The sequence below is a fragment of the Desulfatiferula olefinivorans genome (assembly GCF_054657895.1).
Window position 1 is genome coordinate 77,853 of record NZ_BAAHXV010000005.1, and the last position, 20,563, is coordinate 98,415.

The 20,563-nt window shown below is 57.0% G+C and carries 19 protein-coding genes; 15 read left to right on the top strand and 4 right to left on the bottom strand.

Features of this window, described 5'->3' with window-relative positions; genetic code table 11:
- Window positions 1-190 precede the first annotated feature (190 nt).
- Window positions 191-1,822, bottom strand: a complete 1,632-nt coding sequence (locus tag ACYQ11_RS05750) for a PfaD family polyunsaturated fatty acid/polyketide biosynthesis protein (RefSeq protein ID WP_459922803.1) — start codon at window positions 1,820-1,822, stop codon at window positions 191-193.
- Between the two features lie 262 nt (window positions 1,823-2,084).
- On the opposite strand from ACYQ11_RS05750, the gene ACYQ11_RS05755 reads away from it, so the two are divergent.
- Entirely contained in the window at window positions 2,085-2,969 is an 885-nt protein-coding gene (locus ACYQ11_RS05755; protein WP_459922804.1) for a flagellar basal body-associated FliL family protein, read from the top strand.
- A gap of 1 nt (window position 2,970) precedes the next feature.
- Here ACYQ11_RS05755 and ACYQ11_RS05760 read toward each other — a convergent pair whose 3' ends face one another.
- Complete coding sequence (locus ACYQ11_RS05760; RefSeq protein ID WP_459922805.1) at window positions 2,971-3,600, bottom strand: FmdE family protein; 630 nt, start codon at window positions 3,598-3,600, stop codon at window positions 2,971-2,973.
- Between the two features lie 159 nt (window positions 3,601-3,759).
- Here ACYQ11_RS05760 and ACYQ11_RS05765 point away from each other — a divergent pair, with 159 nt between their 5' ends.
- From ACYQ11_RS05765 to thiD, 7 genes are all read left to right on the top strand, one after another.
- On the top strand, window positions 3,760-4,347 hold the full coding sequence (locus tag ACYQ11_RS05765) for a helix-turn-helix domain-containing protein (RefSeq protein WP_459922806.1): 588 nt from the start codon (window positions 3,760-3,762) through the stop codon (window positions 4,345-4,347).
- A gap of 33 nt (window positions 4,348-4,380) precedes the next feature.
- A complete protein-coding gene (locus ACYQ11_RS05770; protein ID WP_459922807.1) occupies window positions 4,381-5,682 on the top strand; it encodes a 3-isopropylmalate dehydratase large subunit in 1,302 nt (433 codons plus the stop codon).
- Window positions 5,679-6,203 carry a 3-isopropylmalate dehydratase small subunit gene (locus ACYQ11_RS05775; protein WP_459922808.1) on the top strand — a complete coding sequence of 175 codons (525 nt, stop codon included), beginning with the start codon at window positions 5,679-5,681 and terminating at the stop codon, window positions 6,201-6,203. The genes ACYQ11_RS05770 and ACYQ11_RS05775 overlap by 4 nt, the downstream gene beginning before the upstream one ends.
- Window positions 6,204-6,476: 273 nt before the next feature.
- Window positions 6,477-6,740 carry a phosphoribosyl-ATP diphosphatase gene (locus ACYQ11_RS05780; protein ID WP_459922809.1) on the top strand — a complete coding sequence of 88 codons (264 nt, stop codon included), beginning with the start codon at window positions 6,477-6,479 and terminating at the stop codon, window positions 6,738-6,740.
- 13 nt (window positions 6,741-6,753) lie between these two features.
- Window positions 6,754-7,602: an ATP phosphoribosyltransferase gene (gene hisG, locus ACYQ11_RS05785; RefSeq protein WP_459922810.1), complete on the top strand. Its 849-nt coding sequence runs from the start codon at window positions 6,754-6,756 to the stop codon at window positions 7,600-7,602.
- A gap of 72 nt (window positions 7,603-7,674) precedes the next feature.
- Window positions 7,675-8,067 (top strand): hypothetical protein, encoded by a 393-nt coding sequence (locus ACYQ11_RS05790; protein ID WP_459922811.1) that lies wholly within the window; start codon window positions 7,675-7,677, stop codon window positions 8,065-8,067.
- A gap of 5 nt (window positions 8,068-8,072) precedes the next feature.
- On the top strand, window positions 8,073-8,885 hold the full coding sequence (gene thiD, locus ACYQ11_RS05795; protein WP_459922812.1) for a bifunctional hydroxymethylpyrimidine kinase/phosphomethylpyrimidine kinase: 813 nt from the start codon (window positions 8,073-8,075) through the stop codon (window positions 8,883-8,885).
- Between the two features lie 15 nt (window positions 8,886-8,900).
- On the opposite strand, the gene ACYQ11_RS05800 is transcribed toward thiD, so the two are convergent.
- On the bottom strand, window positions 8,901-9,623 hold the full coding sequence (locus ACYQ11_RS05800) for an alpha/beta hydrolase family protein (protein WP_459922813.1): 723 nt from the start codon (window positions 9,621-9,623) through the stop codon (window positions 8,901-8,903).
- Window positions 9,624-9,735: 112 nt separating this feature from the next.
- Here ACYQ11_RS05800 and rlmD point away from each other — a divergent pair, with 112 nt between their 5' ends.
- Window positions 9,736-11,130 carry a 23S rRNA (uracil(1939)-C(5))-methyltransferase RlmD gene (rlmD, locus tag ACYQ11_RS05805; protein WP_459922814.1) on the top strand — a complete coding sequence of 465 codons (1,395 nt, stop codon included), beginning with the start codon at window positions 9,736-9,738 and terminating at the stop codon, window positions 11,128-11,130.
- Between the two features lie 370 nt (window positions 11,131-11,500).
- Window positions 11,501-12,838, top strand: a complete 1,338-nt coding sequence (locus ACYQ11_RS05810; RefSeq protein WP_459922815.1) for a KamA family radical SAM protein — start codon at window positions 11,501-11,503, stop codon at window positions 12,836-12,838.
- A 69-nt stretch (window positions 12,839-12,907) separates the two neighbouring features.
- Here the strand turns inward: ACYQ11_RS05810 and ACYQ11_RS05815 are convergent, their stop codons facing one another.
- Window positions 12,908-13,330, bottom strand: a complete 423-nt coding sequence (locus tag ACYQ11_RS05815) for a hypothetical protein (RefSeq protein WP_459922816.1) — start codon at window positions 13,328-13,330, stop codon at window positions 12,908-12,910.
- Window positions 13,331-13,756: 426 nt separating this feature from the next.
- Between ACYQ11_RS05815 and ACYQ11_RS05820 the strand changes: the two genes are divergently transcribed.
- From ACYQ11_RS05820 to ACYQ11_RS05840, 5 genes are read left to right on the top strand one after another with little or no spacing between them, the layout of a single operon-like run.
- Window positions 13,757-15,463, top strand: a complete 1,707-nt coding sequence (locus ACYQ11_RS05820; RefSeq protein WP_459922817.1) for a methyl-accepting chemotaxis protein — start codon at window positions 13,757-13,759, stop codon at window positions 15,461-15,463.
- Window positions 15,463-18,081 carry a chemotaxis protein CheA gene (locus ACYQ11_RS05825; RefSeq protein ID WP_459922818.1) on the top strand — a complete coding sequence of 873 codons (2,619 nt, stop codon included), beginning with the start codon at window positions 15,463-15,465 and terminating at the stop codon, window positions 18,079-18,081. Before ACYQ11_RS05820 ends, ACYQ11_RS05825 begins: the two co-directional genes overlap by 1 nt.
- A gap of 20 nt (window positions 18,082-18,101) precedes the next feature.
- On the top strand, window positions 18,102-18,605 hold the full coding sequence (locus ACYQ11_RS05830; protein ID WP_459922819.1) for a chemotaxis protein CheW: 504 nt from the start codon (window positions 18,102-18,104) through the stop codon (window positions 18,603-18,605).
- On the top strand, window positions 18,583-19,488 hold the full coding sequence (locus ACYQ11_RS05835) for a CheR family methyltransferase (protein WP_459922820.1): 906 nt from the start codon (window positions 18,583-18,585) through the stop codon (window positions 19,486-19,488). Before ACYQ11_RS05830 ends, ACYQ11_RS05835 begins: the two co-directional genes overlap by 23 nt.
- Entirely contained in the window at window positions 19,485-20,561 is a 1,077-nt protein-coding gene (locus tag ACYQ11_RS05840) for a protein-glutamate methylesterase/protein-glutamine glutaminase (protein WP_459922821.1), read from the top strand. Before ACYQ11_RS05835 ends, ACYQ11_RS05840 begins: the two co-directional genes overlap by 4 nt.
- Window positions 20,562-20,563 lie beyond the last annotated feature (2 nt).

Genomic DNA, 20,563 nt, shown 5'->3' on the forward strand with positions numbered 1-20,563 from the left:
AATCACATGTGGTGAAACGATAATCGGAATTCCAATGGAAGAACAGGCAAATCTTTGTGTGTTACATTTTTTTTACAATGACAACCCATTGTAATAAATTGATATTCTTTATGTTTCATCGTGGGGGTTTGAGGGGGTGAAAGACGGCCTGCGGCAGGGGCGCTGCCCCGGCCGCAGGCGACGGATTTGCTCAGATCAGGCCGCGCAGGCGGTCCGGATCCAGGGGGGTATACCTTAACGGTTCGTCTGACAGGCTGATGCCCTGGAGTCTAAGGCTGTTTGCCCGAAGGACGTACGCGGCGCCGAGCAGAAGATTCTGGGCGACGGTCACCACCTTGCGCTCTTTCGGATCTTCGAGGAAGCTGCCCTTGACCCATTCGTTGAAGGCACCCATGGCAGGGCCGCACCAGACCTGGTAATCGATCAGACGCGAAGGCTCTCCTTCGATGGCCCACAGGGACGCGCGGCCCAGGTAGGACCGGAACAAAAGGGCCATTTTGTGTTTGGGATCACGGGCCGCCCGTTCGTTCTGCCGGGGGTCACGGGTCTCGAAAAAGGCTGACGTCGACGCCCACTCCCGGTCGATGGCGGTGTGAAAGAATTTTTTTTCAAGCTCGTCGATCACCGAAGCCGGCATGGCATCGAGGCTGTCGTAGGTCCGGTAATAATCGTAGAGTCTGGCCGCTTTGAGGGCGAACATGGTTCCCCGTTTGAGCACCTGGACCTTGACGCCCATTTCGAACATGTCCGCGGCCGGGGCCATGATCACATCGGCCTGTTCAGCGGCGCACAGCATTTTTTTGACTGCGTCCGAGGTTCCCGCTTCGACGCAGGACTGGTTCACGGAACCGGTCAGAACATAGGCCGCACCCATGGCAAAAGCGGCGGCGGCCGATTCGGGGGTGGCGATCCCTCCGCCCAGCCCCACCCGCAGGGGGGTGTCGTACCTGTAAAGCGTCATCATTTCCTGACGCAGCGCCATCATGGTGGGAAACAGGGCCAGAGCCGGACGGTTGTCGGTGTGGCCGCCCGAATCCGCTTCGGCCGACAGGTCGTGGGCCATGGGGATGAAACGGGACAGGTCGGCTTCGTCCGGGGTGATTTTCCCCTGACTGACCAGCTGCTGAACGATTTTTTCCGGCGGCGGTGAGAAAAACCGTCGGGCCACCTCGCTTCGGGACACTTTGGCGATGACCCTGTTCGGGCAGATGATCCGGCCCGTCTGATCCCGGTGGATGCCGGTGACCCGATATTGAACCAGGGGGGCCGTCAGTCTCATGTAGGCGGCGGCGCTGACCAGCCGGACTCCTTTTTCCAGATAAAGATCCACCACCTTCTGTTCATGATCGGGATCATGGTGGTTGTGGATCAGGTTGAATCCGTAGGGCAGGTTCCCCACGCGGCTTTGAATCCGGTCGACGGCGTCCCTGATTCGGTCGATGGACAAGCCGCCGGCGCCGAAAAAACCCACCATGCCGGCACGGGCCGCTTCTTCGACCATGTCCGTGGAGGTGATGCCGTTGGCCATGGCTCCCATGATATAGGGATAGCGAAGGCCGTGGGCCGCCATAAAGTCGGGGTCGCCCAGATGTTCCAGGGGAAGGGCGGGAACGTAGGCCATGAGGTCGGCCCCGGGCAATGGGGAGGCGTCTCCGCCCAAGGCCATGGTTCCTTCGGTTGCGATGTCAAGCCGATCACCCGTCCGGATCACGGCAAGGGGATGGCGGGTCTGGAGCAGGGCCTCGTGCAGGGTGATGGTTTTGTTGGCGCTTCCTCCGGTCCAGACGCCCATGGGGCCTTTCTGATGATGCGATGATTTCACAATAGGATTCCGTCTGATCGTGTGATGGTGTCTGCGCCGGATGGGCGCGTCCGTGTGAAAAAACACCGTTACCCTACTCAGAAAGCCGTGAGGCTGTCAAGCGTGAAGCCGGGACGGCCTGATTCGAATCTTTTCTTTGAAAGGAAACTGGTGTATCATCGTTACTATTGTTTTCGACGTCATCGGCCCTGCGGGTCCGATTCGCGGTTCGGGTAAAAGAATTGTAACAGACGCATTCCGCCCTCACATGCAAGGAAAAACCATGAACAAAAAAACAGTGATCGTGACCCTTCTGACCATGCTTCTGAGCGGCCTGACGCTTTCCTGTGACAAGGGTCCGGACATCGATCTGCTGCTGATCGGTTCCTGGCGTTACGCCCGGGCCAACAGCCACTGGGTTCACAGCTACCGCCACAACCGGAGCTGGACGGAACAGGAACGGGTGGAAGGAAAATTTTCCCAGATCATTGAAAGCAAGGAAAAGATCGACGGCGAGTGGAAGGTGGATTACGACAAGGATTCAAAAAAGCTGTATCTCGTGATCACCACAGCCGTGACGGTCGAGGGAAACCGGTCCTGGGTCAAGGATCAGCCGAACCGCTTCGAGGTTCTTGAAATCAATGCCGAAAAACTGGTTCTTTCAGATGAGCAGGGGCAGGTCAGGACCTGGGCCCGGGTACGCGGTTCCCAATCGGACGATGGGACTGCGGGAGGGAATCTTGCGATCCTCAACCCGGGGCCGCTGGTGGTGAACCTTGAAATGGACCGGGTCCACGGGAATTTCCGTTTTCTCTGCCTGGATCTGTCGATCAGCGTGGAAAACCCGGACGGCCTCCCGTATCTCGCCGCGGAGACGGATCCCAAGACCGGCGCGGTGACCTATCATCTGCATCCCGTGGTCAAGGATACGGCCATCCTTTTTTTCAGCAGCCAGACCTATTCGGACACCAAGACCCTGGAAAAGGTCAAGGAACTGATCGGTGAATTCCAGGCCGTGCTTTCCCCCTATTTCGAGGGCCGCCTGACCGAGGTGAAGGTCAACAAGGTGGTGGTGACCGTTAACCGTGACAGCGTGACCGAATTCGAACGCTTGTATGCCGAAGAGCACGGCACAGCCCAACCGTCTGCCGAAACCCCGGAACCCTGACTCAGAACCCCGGCGAAACGCCCAGAGCTGAGGCACAGGGAACGCACAGCAGGCGTTCGTTGCCGTCCGATACCATCCGACTCTGCATGGTCAATTCACCGCATCGTGCGCAGGCCCGGGACGGGGCCAGGGGTGCATAGCCGATCGGTTCCATAGCCGTGTCCGTTATCGTGAAAACCTGGTCGCACTCCCGGTTCATCAGATCAAGGGCCTTGAGTTTTTTCTGTCGTTTCATCTCTCCCGGCGTGGCGATTTTTTCCGCCATCTTTCGTTCGAGGGGCTCGAATTCATCCGGCCGGTCTCCCTGATACCTGTAATCCGATACCCTCGAAAATCGAAGGGCTTTTCCCGTTTTTCGGGACTGGATCGTGAACACGTTTTTTCCGTAGTTGCGAATGATCAGATTGCCTTTCCCCGCCGTGGCGCCCAGCATGACCTGAATCCCGTCCACGGCGCAGGAATCGTTTTCGATGACGGCGACCACTTCCTCATCGGCGGACCGGCCGATACCCAGGCGGTTGATGGCCTCTTTGGCCACCAGGTAGCCGTAGACCAGACCGGGGCAGAGATGACCGTGGAAACGGACGCATTCCGCCAGATCGTCGGGCAATGGATGGTTGGTTGTGTGCATGGGACCTCCTTTGGTTCCGAATGAATGTGTCGGGCGTTTCGTTTGATTGTGTACCGCCAACCGGCTATGCGTGTAAAGTGATTGTTTTCCTTGCTCTCCTCGAAAACCCGCTTGACAAAACCACGGGCTGACTTTATAAATACTGAAGGAGGTGAAGTATTGGTTAAGTCAGCGGTCAAATACATGTTCGGCGGGAAGCTTCGCGAGGTGCGTGAACGGAAGAATATCACCCTCAAGGAGGTGGCCAGGCGGGCGGGGGTCAGTGAGAGTCTGGTGTCCCAGATCGAACGGAACAAGGTCTCTCCGTCCATCGATACCCTTCTGACCATCGCCGATGTGCTCGATATCGATCATGAATACCTGTTCACCGAGTACAAGCGAATCAAACAGGTGTCCATCGTCCGTCGCGGGCAGGGCAGCACCCTGGCCCTCGGCCGGGTGACCTTGCGCCAGCTTTCCCGGGTCGGTGAGCTGTCCGACGATCATGCCGTCGAGGCCTTCATGCTGGAAATCGGGGTTGGTTCGGAAAAAGGGGATCTGGAATACGGTCATACGGGTAAGGAATTCGGGATTATCCTGGAAGGGAGCTGCGATCTGGTCTACGGTACGTCGACCTATCGTCTGGATGAGGGCGACAGCGTGTCTTTTTCATCGGATATCCCCCATACGTTGAAAAACACCGGCGATCAGGTGTTAAAGGCCCTGTGGGTGATCACACCGCCCAGGCTTCTGTTCGCCAGAAAATAAATCAGGTTATGACTTGGAAAACAGGGAGGTGTTATGGGTAAAACGATAGCGGAAAAAATATTTGATTCCCATCGTGTGGACAATCCGTTCGGCGATATCCATGTGATTCGTCTGGATGCGGTGTTCTGTCACGAAATCACGACGCCGGTCGCCATCAACGATCTGGTGAGCCGGGGCATGGACCGGGTGTTCGATCCGAAAAAAATCAAGGCGGTCATCGATCACGTGACTCCGGCCAAGGACTCGAAAACGGCCCTGCAGGGCAAGATCCTCAGGGACTGGGCCCTGCGGCACGGCATTGTCGACTTTTTCGACATCGGCCGCAACGGGGTCTGCCATGCGATTTTCCCGGAAAAGGGGTTTGTCCGTCCGGGTTATACCATCATCATGGGAGACTCCCATACCTGCACCCATGGGGCCTTCGGGGCCTTTGCCGCCGGTGTGGGCACCACGGATCTGGAGGTGGGGATCCTCAAAGGCGTCTGCGCCTTCCATTACCCGGCCGCCATCAAGGTGGTCATCGATGGAACCCTGCCTGGGGGCGTGTACGCCAAGGACGTGATCCTTGCCGTGATCGGGCGCCTGGGTGTGAACGGGGCCACCAACAAGGTCATCGAGTTTACGGGGCCCGTGGTCGATCAGATGAGCATGGAAGCCCGGATGACCCTGTGCAACATGGCCATCGAAGCCGGAGGCACCTGCGGGATCTGCGCTCCGGACAGGGTCACCGTCGATTACCTGTGGGATTTCATCAAGGACGAATACCCCTCGAAAGAGGCGGCCCTTGAGGATTTCAAACGGTTTACCGCCGATGCCGATGCCGTCTACGACCAGGAAATCCATGTGGACGCCTCCACTCTGTCGCCCATGGTGACCTTCGGCTACAAACCCGATCAGGTCAAGCCCGTTGCGGAGATGGACGGTGAAAAGGTCGACCAGGTGTATATCGGATCCTGCACCAACGGACGGCTGGAAGACCTGAGAATCGCCGCGCAGGTTCTCAAGGGACGGACCATCAGCCCGGGCCTTCGCGCCATCGTTTCACCGGCCACCCCGGCGATTTTCAGCAAGGCGCTGGATGAGGGTCTGATCAAGATTTTTATGGATGCGGGCTTCTGTGTGACCAATCCCACCTGCGGCGCCTGTCTGGGCATGAGCAACGGGGTGCTGGCCGAAGGGGAGGTCTGTGCCTCCACCACCAATCGAAACTTCAACGGGCGCATGGGCAAGGGCGGCATGGTCCACCTGATGAGCCCGGCCACGGCGGCGGAAACGGCCGTTGCCGGCGTGATCAGGAATTCCGGTCTTTACACGGAACAGGGAGGTGCGAAATGAAGCAGTTCAACGGAAAAGTCCTTTTTCTCGACCGGTCGGACATCAACACCGATGAAATCATTCCGGCCCGCTATCTGACGGAGATCAGCAAGGAGGCCCTGAAACCCTATCTTCTCGAGGATCTCGAGATGAAGGGGTTTTCGGCGTCCACGGACATCGCTCCGGCCCAGGTGGTCGTTTCCCGGGCCAATTTCGGCTGCGGGTCATCCCGGGAACATGCACCCTGGGCCTTTGAGGTCAACGACATCAATCTGGTGGTGGCCGAAAGCTTCGCCCGGATTTTCAAGCAGAACATGTTCAACTGCGGCATGATGGCCGTAGAGCTGCCGTCGGACGTACTCGATGAGATTTTCAATACCTTCGCGGGCAAGGACACCACCCTTGAAACCGATCTTGACCGGAATGTCTTTACCCTGAGAGCCGGGGATCTTTCAAAGGAGATACCCTTTGCCGTTTCCGGGTTTGACCGGGCCCTGGTGGAAGCCGGGGGCTGGGTCGGATACGCGGACAAGCATTATTAGTCTATGCGGGTGAAAAAAGGACCGGTTCCCTGTCCTTTTCCCGTCATTTGCGGCATCTCCGCCCATGTACCGGGCGGAGATGCCGATTTTTATTCAAATTGAGGTTTTGGAATAAATAGGGTATAACCCAATGTCATTAACTTAAGACCCTGATGGGCACGCTGCGCTTTGCCCATCCTACGGGCGATACAAGGCAGGATGGGCAAAGCAACGCGTGCCCATCACCGGACCAACGAGCATTTTTACGTTTTTTGACCCTGGAACGCATCCGCCATGAAACGATTTGAAGACCTGTTTGCCGAACTGAAGAAAAAAGCCCTGGACCGGGATCCCCAATCAGGCACCGTCCGTGAGCTTGAGCGCGGCAAACATTTTATCGGGAAAAAAATCATTGAAGAAGCCGGTGAAGTCTGGATGGCCGCCGAGTACGAAGGCCGAGAAAAGACCGCCGAGGAAATCTCCCAGCTTCTGTACCATCTTCAGGTGATGATGATCGCCTGCGGTCTTGAACTGGACGACGTCTACAAATACCTGTGACACGAGGAGTTTTATGCTGACCATCGCCATCCCCAACAAAGGATCGCTTTCCAATGACGCCGTGACGCTTTTGACCGATGCCGGGTACCATGTCAAACGACTGGGCCGGGAGTTGAAGCTGGTCGACCATGAAAACCAGGTGTCGTTCATTTTTTTAAGGCCCAAGGACATTGCCGTCTATGTGGGCAACGGCGTTCTGGATCTGGGCATCACCGGACGGGATCTGGTGGTGGACAGTGAGGCCGATGCCGAAGAGCTTCTGGCCCTGGGCTTTGGGAAATCCCGTTTTTTTTATGCCGTTCCCGCAGACAGCGACCTGACGGTCGATACGCTGTCCGGAAAACGGATCGCCACCTCCTATCCGAATCTGGTGGCCATCGATCTTCACAAACGCCGGATCAAGGCCAAAATCATCAAACTCGACGGAGCCATCGAAATATCCGTCAACCTGGGGGTGGCCGATGCCGTCGCCGACGTGGTCCAGACCGGTCGGACCCTCCAGGAGGCCGGTCTTAAAATTGTGGGTGATGCGGTGGTCGAATCCGAAGCCGTGCTGATCGGACGGGATGCCGACGCGGCCGACCGGCCTGAGGTCCGGACGGTCATCGACCGGATCCGTGGTATCGTGGTGGCCCGTGAGTATGTGATGATCGAATACGATGTGTCGACGGACAATCTCCAAAGGGCCTGTGAGATCACGCCGGGGATCGAAGCTCCCACCGTGGCGCCGCTGAGCCGGGAGGGGTGGTTCGCCGTCAAGGCCATGACCCGGAAACGGGGCATCAACACCATCATCGACGACCTGAGCCGGGCCGGGTGCCGGGGCATTATCGTTTCCGACATCCGGACCTGCCGGATATGAACGGCATTGTCCGGGTGTCCGTATGGGCTGAGGACAGTTTTTAATCAAGCGTAACGGGAGGATGGGTGACCTATGGTATTCCTGACGTGCATGGCGGGCCTTCTGCTCACGACCAACCTGGGGAAAGCCGGTATCGTCTATGCCTTTATCCTGGCTTTGAGCATGGAGGTGATCAACCAGATTGTCATGGCCAAGATCGCCAAAAAAGCCGAGGATGTCATCAAGCTCAGGTTTAACCGGATCGTCGAGGGGTACAAGGAACGCGAACGGGCCTTCGAGGAAAGCGACGCTTCGGCCAAACGCAGCTACGAGGCCCTGGAAAAGCAGCTTCAGAACTACATTGACGAGGTGAACGCTCTGGAAAAGAAAGTGCGGGAAAAAGACATTCAGGTCACCCAGTACCGGGAAACCATCGCCCGTCAGGAAAAAATCATAGCGGCGGCCACCAAGCCGGTCTGGGATTGATGACGATGAAACCATACATCAGGGCGCTGACCATCGCCGGATCGGATTCCGGGGGAGGTGCGGGCATTCAGGCCGATCTCAAAACTTTTTCGGCCCTGGGCTGTTACGGTATGACGGCGATCACGGCGATCACGGCCCAGAACACCGAGGGCGTCCAGGCGGTCTACCCCATGGATCCGTCCTGCGTCGCGGCCCAGATCGCGTCGGTTTTGTCGGATATCGGGGCCGATGCGGTCAAAATCGGGATGATCTGGTCCTCGGAACTGGCCGGGGTTGTGGCCGAGGTGCTCGGGCGTTACCCGGTGCCCCATGTGGTGTTCGACCCCGTAATGGTGGCCCAGAGCGGGGATTCCCTGCTTGACGATACGGACTCCCGTCGCATGGTGACTCGTCTTGCGCCCCATGTTCATCTGATCACCCCCAACCTGTCCGAGGCCGAACGTCTTTTGGGCCGGACGATTTCAGGCGTCTCGGACATGGAGAAGGCCGTCCGGGACCTGGCGGATCTGGGCTGCCCCCACGTTCTGCTCAAAGGCGGGCATTTGGACGGGCCGGAGGCGACGGATTTTCTGTATCTTTCGGATTCCGGCGAGCTCATTCGGTTTACCGAAAAACGGATCGATACCCCCAACAATCATGGCACGGGCTGCACGCTGTCGTCAGCCGTTGCCGCGTTTCTCGCCAAGGGGAAGGGCATGAACGATGCCGTGCGCCTTGCCAAGGATTACGTGACCCGGGCCCTTGAGGCCGGGGCCCGTTACCGTCTCGGCCGGGGGCACGGCCCGGTGTATCATTTTCACGGCATCTGGCCGTCGTGACAGGCCTGCGCCGTTCTATCCGGAAAAGCTCTTCGCCAGCCACAGCGCCGCTTCCCGAATAAACTCCTTCTGATGTTTCGGGTCCGAGATCCGGTGATCCCCGTTTTTCTGCACGATCATGCGTTTGGGGTCTCTTGCGCCTGAAAACAGCATGCGGCCGTTTTCGATGGGAACGACCTCGTCCTTGTCCCCATGGAAAATCAGGATGTTCCGAATTCCCGACAACAGGGGGCGGATGTCGAAGTCTCGCAATCGTTTGTAAAAGGCCTCGTCGAGCTGCGGTTCGTCCGTCAGCCGTTCCGGCGGAGTGGTCAGGCTCGGGCCGTAAACCGGAGCCGCAACCACCACATAACCCAGGGCCGGAAGATCCCGGGACGCGGCCAGGCAGGTGGTGCCTCCCATGCTGCTGCCGAACAGGGCCAGACGGTCTCCGGTATCAGGTCGGGAAAGAACGGCGTCTGCGGCGGCCTTCAAATCGCAAATGCGGTTTTCAAGGCTGGTCACGTCGGGGAAGAATCCCTCACTGGTGCCGCAGCCCCGGTGATGGAACCGGAAATAGGCCAGCCCCAGGTCGGTACAGGCCCGGGCCAGGTCGATCTGTTTGGGGGAGTCGCCGTCGCTGGCCAGGCCGTGGGAGCCGATGACCACGGGAGGCCTGTCCGCGTCGGGCAGATGGAGGACGCCGCTGAGGCGGTATCCGTCAGCCGTAAAGGTGATGGGCAGGGTGGTTTCGTGCATCAATGAATCCTTGTTTTGAAGTGAAATAAACGATATATACAAAAGCTTTTGGTTTGTCATGGTTTTTTTGGGACGGTGTCCCGGATGGTTTTTGTTTGCGGAGGTGAGGGTGATGGGCTTGAAAAAAGGGCAGGGAATCGAACTTTCGATCACGGATATCGCCTTTGGCGGCAAGGGGATCGCCCGGCATGAAGGCCTTGCGGTGTTCGTGGACAAGACGGTGCCCGGAGACCGGGTCAGCGCCCTGATCACCCGCAAGAAAAAAAATTACGCCGAAGCCCGGGTGGTCGATATCCTTGAACCCTCGCCCTTGCGTGTTCCGCCCCGATGCCGGTACAGCGGATATTGCGGCGGGTGCAAGTGGCAGTTTCTGGAATACGACAGGCAGCTGGAATACAAAACCGCCCATGTCCGTGAATCCATCGAGCATATCGCCCTGATCCACGGTGTGACCGTTCATCCGGCGATCCCCTCTCCCCTGATTTTCGGGTACCGGAACAAGATGGAGTTTTCATGCTCGGACCAGCGCTGGCTGATGCCCGAGGAGCTTGCCAACAAGGACATCGAAAAGGGGTTCGGGATCGGTCTTCATGCCCCGGGAACCTTCAGCAAGGTCATCGATATCGAGTCCTGTGATATCCAGCCCGCTCTGGGCAACCGCATTCTTGGAGATGTCAGGCGCTACATCGCCCAATCGTCCGAACCCGTGTACGGCCTGAAAAGCCATGAAGGCTTCTGGCGGTTTCTGATGCTCAGACATTCGGCATCCCGTGATGCCTGGATGGTGAACATCATCACGTCGTCATTGAAAAAGGACGTGGTCATGCCCCTTGCCGAACAATTGACGGCCGATTATCCCCAGATCGTATCCGTGGTCAACAACATTACCGCACGGAAGGCGGGGATTGCCGTCGGGGAGTATGAAGTCCATCTGGCCGGCGACGATCATATCTCGGACAAACTCGGGGCCTATGAGTTCAAGATTTCGGCCAATTCCTTTTTTCAGACCAACACGAAAGGGGCCGAGGCGCTCTACGCCGTGGTCGAGGCCTATGCCGGTCTGACCGGCAATGAACAGGTGCTCGATCTTTACAGCGGCACCGGAACCATTCCCATCCTTCTGTCGGCTTCGGCCCGGGAAATCATCGGGATAGAAATCGTCGAAAGCGCCGTCAGTGACGCACGAAAAAACTGCCTCGACAACGGGGTGCACAACTGCCGTTTCATCCTCGGTGATATCAAGGATGTTCTGCCCGGTCTGGACCACAAACCCGAGGTGATGATCATCGACCCCCCCCGGTCGGGCATGCACAAGGATGTGGTGGCCGCAGTGCTTACCCTTGCCCCCCGTCGCCTGGTGTATGTCTCCTGCAATCCCGCAACCCTGGCCAGAGACATGGGGCTTTTCAAGGATGTCTACCGGATTGTGGAAGTCCAGCCCGTGGACATGTTTCCCCACACCTATCATATCGAATCCGTGGCCCTGCTCGAACGCAAAGACGGATAAGGTCGGATATCGGAGAAAAAACGAATAAATCGATGGATGACAACCTTATCCCGACATCATTCCCTTCTGATTTCGATAATTGCCGCGTGCGTTGACATATCGAGAAAATTGTACTATTAGATTGTAGATCGAAGCCATGCGAAAGACGTTTTCAGGGTACAATGGTTCGAACGTGTTCGGGTCCGCACCGCGCCAGCGACGGTGCTCTATCAGATTCCTCCATTTTGAGGTGTTTTCGTTCAGATTCCGTTTTTCTGTTCATTTTCAAGATAGACTGATCTTCCTTCAACCCCGGTTCCCTGTTATCGACGATTGATCCGTACGGCTTCAGGGTGTTAACTATTCCGATTTCGTTGAGGGGAATGCTGCCATGAAGATAAACAGATCGCGCACGCCAAAACAATACAAGGCTTACACCAACCGAAATATTCACGAAATTCGTCAATTCGACACCCTTCCCGCCGATGTGCTCAGAGCCATCCGGGTGGTGTCACGGGTCTTGCCGTTCCGGGCCAACAATTATGTGGTCGATGAACTGATTGACTGGAACAACATACCGGACGATCCGATTTTCCAGCTCGTGTTTCCCCAGCCGGGCATGCTGGCCAAAGAGGACTTCGAAGCGATTTATGCACTGGTCGAGCGAGGGGCTTCGGACGCTGAGATCGGCAGGACCGTGAAGGCGGTGCAGGATAAAATGAATCCCCACCCGGCGGGTCAGATGCAGTTGAATGTCCCGGTCCACAAGGGCAAGCCCCTTTCCGGCATGCAGCACAAGTACGATGAAACCGTGCTGTTTTTCCCCACCCAGGGCCAGACCTGCCATGCCTACTGCACCTATTGTTTCAGATGGGCCCAGTTTGTGGGTCATGAAGATCTGAAATTCGCCTCCAAAGAGGTGGATGAGCTGATCCGATATCTCGAGACCCATCCCCAGGTCACCGATGTCCTCTTTACAGGAGGGGATCCGCTGATCATGAGCTCCAAAATCATCCGGCGCTTTGTCGAACCCCTGATCAGGCAGAAACCGGGCAATGTCCGGACCATTCGCTTCGGGACCAAGGTTCCGGCCTACTGGCCCTACCGTTTTTTGACCGACAAGGATTCGGATGATCTGATCCGCCTGTTCGACGAAATTCTCGAAAGCGACATGCATCTGGCCATCATGGCCCATTTCAGCCATTACCGGGAGCTGGAAACCGACGTGGTGGCGTCGGCCATGAAGCGCATCACCGAAACCGGCGCCATGATCCGCTGCCAGGCTCCCCTGATCCGTCACATCAACGATGACCCCAAGGTCTGGGCCACCATGTGGAACATGCAGGTCAATTACGGGGCCACACCCTATTATATGTTCGTGGAACGCGACACGGGCCCCAAGGACTATTTCGGTGTTCCCCTGGCCCGCGCCCATGAGATCTTCACCGAAGCCTACCGCCAGGTCTCGGGCCTGTGCCGTACGGTTCGAGGCCCGTCCATGTCCGCCACGCCGGGGAAAATCAAGATCGAGGGGATTGCCGAGGTTGCCGGCGAAAAGGTCTTTGTCCTGAAATTTATTCAGGGCAGGGACAGCAGCTGGGTCAACCGGGTGTTTTTCGCCCGCTATGACGAAAAAGCCAAGTGGATCACCGAACTGAAGCCCGCCTTTGGTGAAGAAAAATTCTTTTATGAAGATCGTCTGGAAGAGATCCGGAAACGGAAGATGTGACCCCTGCCTGTCAAGGCCCTGCCGAACAGGGCCTTGACGATGAATACCCGGGGCCTGATCGGGCGGTTCTTACTCGGGCATGTATTTCATCGTCTGTTTGTTGATGCAGTGATAAATTTCTTCGTCCGACCCGTAGATATCGATGACGTCCTTGTGATTGATCAGGGTCTCCAGCACAAATGCGGTAAGATAGAGGCTGACCAGATTGGGGTTGTCGATCAGGTGGCGATAGGGGGCCACCTGATAGTCGATATCGAAATCATCGGCTTTGAGCAGTTCATTGAGTTTGTAGGATATCTGTTCTTCGAGGGAGTTTTTGCTCTGGGTTTCGATAAATTTGTTTTCGACCAGTTTCATGGCGATGGTGTTGCTCAGTGCATCACCATGCTCTCTGACCATATTGATCGACTGCCTTCGGTCCCTTTCCTTTGACGATTCAATTTTGGAAAGAAGCATGGATTCCTTGTTGTTCGGTCGAAATACTTTTGACATTAACGGCTCCTGTCACCCATCGTGAATTATATGAATATCATCGAACATACGATTTGCAAAAAAGGAAAGGCAATAGCACTTTTCTAGCTTTTCGTCAACTGTGGATAATACCCGTACGGCTTACGGAAATCAAGAAATTTTTCGACGGGAATTCCATGGTTTAGTTGATGAAACCTGAAGTTGGAATTGACCCTTTTCGGCAAATGGGTTATATTTATCCCAATTCAAGACCCTTTTCACCCTGCGACAATGTTCTTTCCATCCCCGTTCGCCTCAGAAAGATCGAAGGCAGGGTCGGTTGCGTCGTTACGGAAGCGATTTTCTCCATCGTGAAGCGATTTTCGTCAATCCTTCGGGGGTATTTCCATTGAATTCTTCGGATCGAGCCGTCATCTGCCCTGGATTCCCATCTTATGGAGAGCGGTCATGAGATTTTCCATCGTTCAGAAAATTCTGACGTGCATGGCCATCCTGATCGGAGGTTATATCCTGATTCTCGCTTCAGGCACCCGTGTGGGTCAGGCCATCGACGATATACTGTTCCGGGTTTCGGACTACGGATTTCCGGCATCACAAAAAAGCGGCATGGCGCTTGAAGGGTTCAGGCATGAGCTCAGGGCCTATCAGGACGGGGTGCTGTTTGGTGATGCGGCTCTGCTGGACAAGGCAGCGCAGTTCCATGACGAGTCGGTTCAGGCGCTGATCGATATCCATACCCGGTCACGGGAATGGGGTATCGACGCGTCGCGGTGCCTGGCTTTGATCGAGTCCCTTCAGGCCTTTTCCGAAAATGCGGGTCGGGAATACCGGTTGCTGATCCACGCCCCAGACGATAAGCGATTGCCCGTCGACGAATCCCGGTTTCAGGCCCTCAATGCCCAGGGGAATGAATGTCTGAACCGGCTGGAACAGTATTATGATGAATGTGAAAGCGCCGTCAGAGATCAGCTGATCGAGGCCCGAACGCTCAACCGGCGAAAACAGCGCGCTAATCTGATCATGGCGGCTCTGGTGGTCTCCATGGCGTCGGCCATGGTGTTTCTGATTCTGCGTCGTTCGGTTATCCGGCCCATCCGTGAAACCCTTGACAAGATCCGCAGCATTTCCAAGGGGGATCTCACCGTCCGTTTCGATACCCGCAGCGGCGATGAAATCGCCGTCGTTGCCACGGCTCTCAACGGGATGATCGAGCGCATGGAAAACCGGGTAGACATCGCCCAGGCCATTTCAAACGGTGATCTGACACAAACCGTGGCGCTGGATTCGGACCGGGATCATTTCGGCAAGGCCATGCAGCAGATGATCCTGAGCCTCAACACGATCATCGGTGAACTCAATCAGGCCGCGACCCTTGTGGAGTCAGGTGCCGTCGAAATCGCCTCGTCCAGCCAGGTCCTGTCCGACGGAGCGATGAGCCAGGCCGTGGCCATGAAGGATATCTCCCATTCCATGACCCGGATCGGCACCCAGACGGAAATCAACGCCGAACATGCGGCCAGGGCGTCGGAACTGGCCAATTCGGCCCATCAAAAAGCCCGGGACGGTGTGCGCAAGATGGAGCATCTGTCCGAATCCATGTTTACGATCAACGAATCCACCGACCGGATGATGAAGATCATCGCAACCATCGACAGCATTGCCTTTCAAACCAACCTACTGGCTCTGAACGCGGCGGTGGAGGCCGCCCGGTCGGGGAAACACGGCAAAGGATTCGCCGTGGTGGCCCAGGAGGTGCGGAATCTGGCCACACGATCGGCGGCGGCGGCCCGTGAAACCGCCGAACTTCTGGAAGACTCCGTGAGAAAAGTGGCCGACGGAACCCGTTTGACCGAAACCAACGCCGCCGTGCTCAACGATATCGAACAGGAAACCACGGCGCTCAAGGGGATTGTGAGCGACATCGCACAGGCCTGTCTGGAACAGGCCCAGGGCATCGCCCAGGTCAATCAGGGACTTGAGCGGGTCAATACCGTGACCATGGACAACAGTTCCAGCTCCGAAGAGACCTCGGCCGCCGTGGAGGAACTGTCGGCCCAGGCCGGTCATGTTCGACGGATTGTTGCCCGTTTCACGTTGAATGAGGATCGAAAAGCCGACAGGTCCCTTCTCGAAGATCAAACCGGGGCGTTTTGATGAAAAAAACACCGATCACACTTGATGAGGATTTGCGGTCACTGATTTCGGAATGTCGCGAGATCATCGACGATATCGAACCCCGGCTTGTGGGCCTTGGGGATCTGCTCGAAAATCACCGGGCGCCCGATGATGAAACGATCAACCTGATTTTCAGGGGGTTTCATACCATCAAGGGGACCGCCGCCTTCTACCAGCTTGATGAGGTTGTTTCCGTGGCGCACAAGGCGGAAACCCTCCTGGAATATTTCAGGAACCGGTCCCTTTCGATCAGTCCGTCAATAACCGATCTGCTCTGTGAATCCTGCGATGTGATCGCTTCCCTGCTTGACGATATCGAAATGCCGGATGAACGGGAGGGCCATGCCGATGCCCTTTCGTCCCTTTTGTCCCGGCTTAACGGACGGATCGAGCGATGTATGCGGAACCTGGAAGAACAGGGCGGGGCCGCCCCGGCCGCGGCCACGGCGATGGCCGGCGTCCGAGACGAGGAGCCGTGTTCTCCGGTTAAAATCGGCAGGCAGACGCGGATCTTTGTGGCGGAATGCCGGAAGCTCATCGATGAGATCGACGGATTTGAAACGGGGGCGGGATGGACGCCGTCACGTGTCGCGCGGGCCAGAGACATTGTGGACGTTATCTTTCAGGGCGCCGCCTTTCTGGGTTTTGATCGTGTGGGCCTGATTCTCTCCGAACCCAGGGCCGTTCTGGACAGGCTTGAGCAACGCGGATGCCTGCCCGGTCCCGACGAGCAGGGCATGCTTCATGATATCGGGGACCAGTTGATACGGGTGATCGGTCAGATCGATACCGTGGGTCATGATCTGTCCGACGATGCCCTGCCCGGCGAATGTGTACCGCAGGAAGGCCCGGATGAACCATCAGGGCCGGCCGTCGATGTTTTGTCGCTGTATCGCCGGGATGTTCTCGAATCGCTGGCCATGATGGAAAAGGCGATGGCCGCAGGCGAGCAGGACAAGGAAGACCGTTTGTGGATCAGCGATATCCGGGACGGCTTCCATCGTATTCGGGGCAGTTCGGGCATGGCCGGTCAGGCGGATCTTGAGCAGCTCGCCGAATGTGCCGAGCGGGTTCTTGACCGTGTGGCGGACGGCGATGCCGTGTTCGATGACTGGGATCGGAACGCCGTGGGGCATGTGTTTCTGGAAATCAGGAAAACCCTGTCCGCCATGGAGCAGGGGGCCGGGGGCATGGTCTACAAGAAAGCGGCCCTCGTTCATATCCTGGAGCAGATCGGTTCCGGACGGACGATGGACGACAAGACGGCCGATATCCATTTGCCTCCGCACCCCGGGATGAAGGAACCGACGGCGCAGGCACACGTCTTCCCATCGGAACAACGGGACGTAAACGCCCCGTCCGTCCATGCCGACGCCCCGATCCGGACCGGCGAACGCCGTCAGGTCGAGCGCCGGGATATCCGGGTCAACATCGAAAAACTCGATGAACTGATCAATCTGGTCGGCGAACTGGTCATCGCCGAAAACATGGTGATCAGAAATCCGGACCTCCGGAACCTGGAACTTGAAAACTTCGAGAAAGCCGGGGCCCATCTTCGGAAAATCATCCGTGACCTCCAGGAGGTGGCCCTGTCCGTTCGCATGATTCCCATTGATGTCGTGTTTCGGAAAATGGTCCGGCTGGTTCACGATCTGTCCGTGAAATCAGGCAAAAAGGTCAACCTGACCATCATCGGTGAAGACACGGAAATCGACAAGACGGTGGCGGAACTGATTTCGGATCCGCTGGTGCACCTGATCAGGAACGCCATCGACCACGGTATTCTAAGGAAACCCGACCGGCCCGACGGGACCGTGGACGGGCACATCATCCTTGAGGCCCGCCACGACGGGGGAGAGATCCAGATCCTCGTGAGCGATGACGGGACGGGACTTGATACGGACAGGATTCTCGAACGGGCCGTCAGCCGGGGGATTGTCGATAAAGACCCGGAAAGCCTGACCCGGCAGGACATCCACAACCTGATTTTTCATCCGGGCTTTTCCACCCGAGACACGGTCACCGATCTTTCCGGCAGGGGGGTGGGGATGGATGTGGTCAAGCAGAACATGGAGAAAATCAAAGGTCATATCCATGTCCACAGCAAACCCGGCAGGGGGACGACGGTGATTCTGGGGATTCCGCTGACCCTGGCCATCATCGACGGCATGCTGGTCCGGGTGGGCCGGACCCGTTTCACCATTCCCCTGTTGTCGATCCGGGAAACGATTCAGTCCGGGGCCGTCACCGTAACCACCACCATGGACGGACAGCAGATGATTCTTCAGCGGGGGCAGCTTGTCCCCCTGATTCATCTTGACCGGCTCTACGGGTTTGACCAGGCGGACGGCCTGCAGGACCATGACCTGATTGTGGTGGTCGAATACCAAAATGAGGCGGCCGGGTTTCTGATCGATGAGATTGTCGGCGAACAGCAGACCGTTATCAAGGCCCTGTCCGGTTATATGGATCAGGTCAAGGGGATTTCGGGCTGCACCATTTTAGGTGACGGTGAGGTGAGCCTGATTCTCGATGTGGGCGGGGTCATCGAAAAAGCCCAGGCATACGGATGGGCGCCCCAGCCTCTGGCTATTTAGGAAACCCTCGAGGGAACGATATGCGTGAGGACTATTATTATAGTGACGAGGATGACGACGAGGACGCTCAGAAAGACAAATATCTGAGTTTTTTTGTGGGCACCGAAGAGTACTGTGTGGACATCGCCTGCGTCATCGAAGTCATCGGGATGCAGAAAATCACCTATGTTCCCGAAATGCCGGATTTTGTCAAAGGCGTCATCAACCTGAGGGGACAGGTGATTCCCGTCACCGATGTCAGGACCCGTTTCGGTCTGGAAATTCGCGAGTACACGGAGAGGACCTGTATCGTTGTGGTTTCGGTCCGCGACAGCCTGGTCGGTCTGGTGGTCGATACGGTCAGCGACGTGCTCGATCTCCCTTCCGATCAGGTGGAGCCGCCCCCCATGGCCAATCGGCGGTTTCGCAACCGGTTCATTCAGGGCCTGGGCAAGCTTGGAGAGGACGTCAAAATCATCCTCGATCTTGAAAAACTGCTGTATGACGACAAGGACTCCGTCGATGACGCCCACGAGAACCCATGACACCGGCACCGTAACGGCACTTAGATCCCCTGGCCTTTCGTCCGAACCGTTTGCGACCATGGACATCAGCCCCGGTGAGTTCGAACGGATCCGCAGGCTGATTCTCGACTGTTTCGGCATCCGGCTGACCGATGAAAAACGGTCCCTGGTGGTGGGCCGGCTCCAGAATACCCTCCGCCTGAAAGGGTTCTCATGCTTCGACGATTATCTCGACCATGTGGAAAACGACGGCAGCGGCGAAGAACTGGGCGGCCTGATCGATCATATATCCACCAACCACACGTTTTTTTTTCGTGAGCCGGACCATTTCGATTTTTTTATCCGGACGGCCCTGCCGGAGATCGAGGCCCGACTCTCAGCGCAGAACGCCCGCGATGTCAGGGTCTGGTGCGCCGGCTGTTCGGCCGGTGATGAGGCCTATTCGTTCATGATCCAGCTTTTGGAGTATTTCGGCGAGCATTACGGCGCGTTGGACGCCGGGGTTCTGGCCACGGATATTTCGGAACGGATGCTGAACGAGGCGCGGCGGGGCGTCTATTCGGAAAAGCGGCTGACCGAGATCCCGTCGGCCCTGAAAAACCGCTATTTTAAATGCCTTGACAACGATTGCTATGAAATCATCGAGGCGGTCAGGCGGGAAGTGACCTTCCGGCGTCTGAACCTGAAAAATCACTCCTTTCCTTTCAAGCATAGATTTGATGTGATTTCATGTCGCAACGTGATGATTTATTTCGATGCCGAAATGAAAGATCAGTTGATCAGGGCTCTGTATGAACAGACCCGGCCGGGAGGGTATCTGTTTGTCGGTCATTCCGAAGCTCTGAACAGAAAAACGGTTCCCTACCGTTATGTCCTGCCCGGCATCTATCAAAAGGAGGGATGATGGACCATGAAAAAATCAGGGTCCTTGTGATCGACGACTCTCCTTTTGTCCGTGAGATCCTGACGACGGGCCTCAATCAGGACCCCCACATCGAGGTGGTGGGGACGGCATCGGATCCCTATTCGGCCAGGGACAAGATTGTTTCCCTGGACCCCGATGTGCTGACGCTGGATGTGAGCATGCCCAGGATGAACGGCCTGGAATTCCTCCAGAAACTCATGCCGCAGTACCCCCTGCCCACGGTGATGGTCAGTGCGTTTACGGGAAAAGGGGCCGCCGTGACCCTGGAGGCCCTGGAATACGGCGCCGTGGATTTTGTGGCCAAGCCAAGGTCCGGAAGGGAAAGCAGTCTTGCGGACATGCTGGTTGAGCTTCGGACCAAGATCAAAATTGCATCCACCGTGAATGTGTCCCATTGGAAAGCTCGCAAGCCCCTTTTGTTCCAGGCCTTCGCCCCGGCGTCGGGCGTCACGGGCTCCACAGGAACATTGGTCGCCTTAGGGGCGTCCACCGGGGGAACCGAAGCCATCCGGACGATCCTCATGCAGCTTCCCCCCACGGCCCCCGGCATGGTCATTGTTCAGCATATGCCCGAAAAGTTTACCGAGATGTTCGCCCGAAGGTTGAATGCCCAGTGCCGGATGCAGGTGTCCGAAGCGCGATCGGGCGATGTGGTCGAACCGGGACGGGTCCTGATCGCCCCGGGCAACCGGCACATGGAAGTTTACGAACGAAACGGTCGGTATGAAGTGCTGCTCAAAGACGGCGAGCCCGTGTCCGGCCACCGTCCGTCGGTGGATATCTTGATGCGGTCGGTGGCGCGTTGTGCCGGTCCCCGTGCCCTGGGCGTTTTGCTGACCGGAATGGGGGCCGACGGCGCCGAGGGGCTCCTCGACATGAAGCGGGCCGGAGCGCAGACCTTCGTTCAGGACGAAGAAAGCTCAGTGGTTTTCGGAATGCCGAAAAAGGCCTGGGAAATCGGAGGGGCGGATCGGATGCTGCCCCTTGATCAGATCGCCCATGAAATGATGCGGACCGTTTTCGGGGCCTCCCGGCTTCGGGCCAGGTCCTGACC

Coding starts and splice junctions, on each gene's coding strand:
- ACYQ11_RS05755 (WP_459922804.1), top strand. CDS start 2,085: ATGAACAAAAAAACAGTGATCGTGACCCTTCTGACCATGCTTCTGAGC.
- ACYQ11_RS05815 (WP_459922816.1), bottom strand. CDS start 13,330: ATGTCAAAAGTATTTCGACCGAACAACAAGGAATCCATGCTTCTTTCC.
- ACYQ11_RS05775 (WP_459922808.1), top strand. CDS start 5,679: ATGAAGCAGTTCAACGGAAAAGTCCTTTTTCTCGACCGGTCGGACATC.
- rlmD (WP_459922814.1), top strand. CDS start 9,736: ATGGGCTTGAAAAAAGGGCAGGGAATCGAACTTTCGATCACGGATATC.
- thiD (WP_459922812.1), top strand. CDS start 8,073: ATGAAACCATACATCAGGGCGCTGACCATCGCCGGATCGGATTCCGGG.
- ACYQ11_RS05760 (WP_459922805.1), bottom strand. CDS start 3,600: ATGCACACAACCAACCATCCATTGCCCGACGATCTGGCGGAATGCGTC.
- ACYQ11_RS05830 (WP_459922819.1), top strand. CDS start 18,102: ATGCGTGAGGACTATTATTATAGTGACGAGGATGACGACGAGGACGCT.
- ACYQ11_RS05820 (WP_459922817.1), top strand. CDS start 13,757: ATGAGATTTTCCATCGTTCAGAAAATTCTGACGTGCATGGCCATCCTG.
- ACYQ11_RS05780 (WP_459922809.1), top strand. CDS start 6,477: ATGAAACGATTTGAAGACCTGTTTGCCGAACTGAAGAAAAAAGCCCTG.
- ACYQ11_RS05835 (WP_459922820.1), top strand. CDS start 18,583: ATGACGCCCACGAGAACCCATGACACCGGCACCGTAACGGCACTTAGA.
- ACYQ11_RS05810 (WP_459922815.1), top strand. CDS start 11,501: ATGAAGATAAACAGATCGCGCACGCCAAAACAATACAAGGCTTACACC.
- ACYQ11_RS05840 (WP_459922821.1), top strand. CDS start 19,485: ATGATGGACCATGAAAAAATCAGGGTCCTTGTGATCGACGACTCTCCT.
- ACYQ11_RS05790 (WP_459922811.1), top strand. CDS start 7,675: ATGGTATTCCTGACGTGCATGGCGGGCCTTCTGCTCACGACCAACCTG.
- hisG (WP_459922810.1), top strand. CDS start 6,754: ATGCTGACCATCGCCATCCCCAACAAAGGATCGCTTTCCAATGACGCC.
- ACYQ11_RS05770 (WP_459922807.1), top strand. CDS start 4,381: ATGGGTAAAACGATAGCGGAAAAAATATTTGATTCCCATCGTGTGGAC.
- ACYQ11_RS05800 (WP_459922813.1), bottom strand. CDS start 9,623: ATGCACGAAACCACCCTGCCCATCACCTTTACGGCTGACGGATACCGC.
- ACYQ11_RS05825 (WP_459922818.1), top strand. CDS start 15,463: ATGAAAAAAACACCGATCACACTTGATGAGGATTTGCGGTCACTGATT.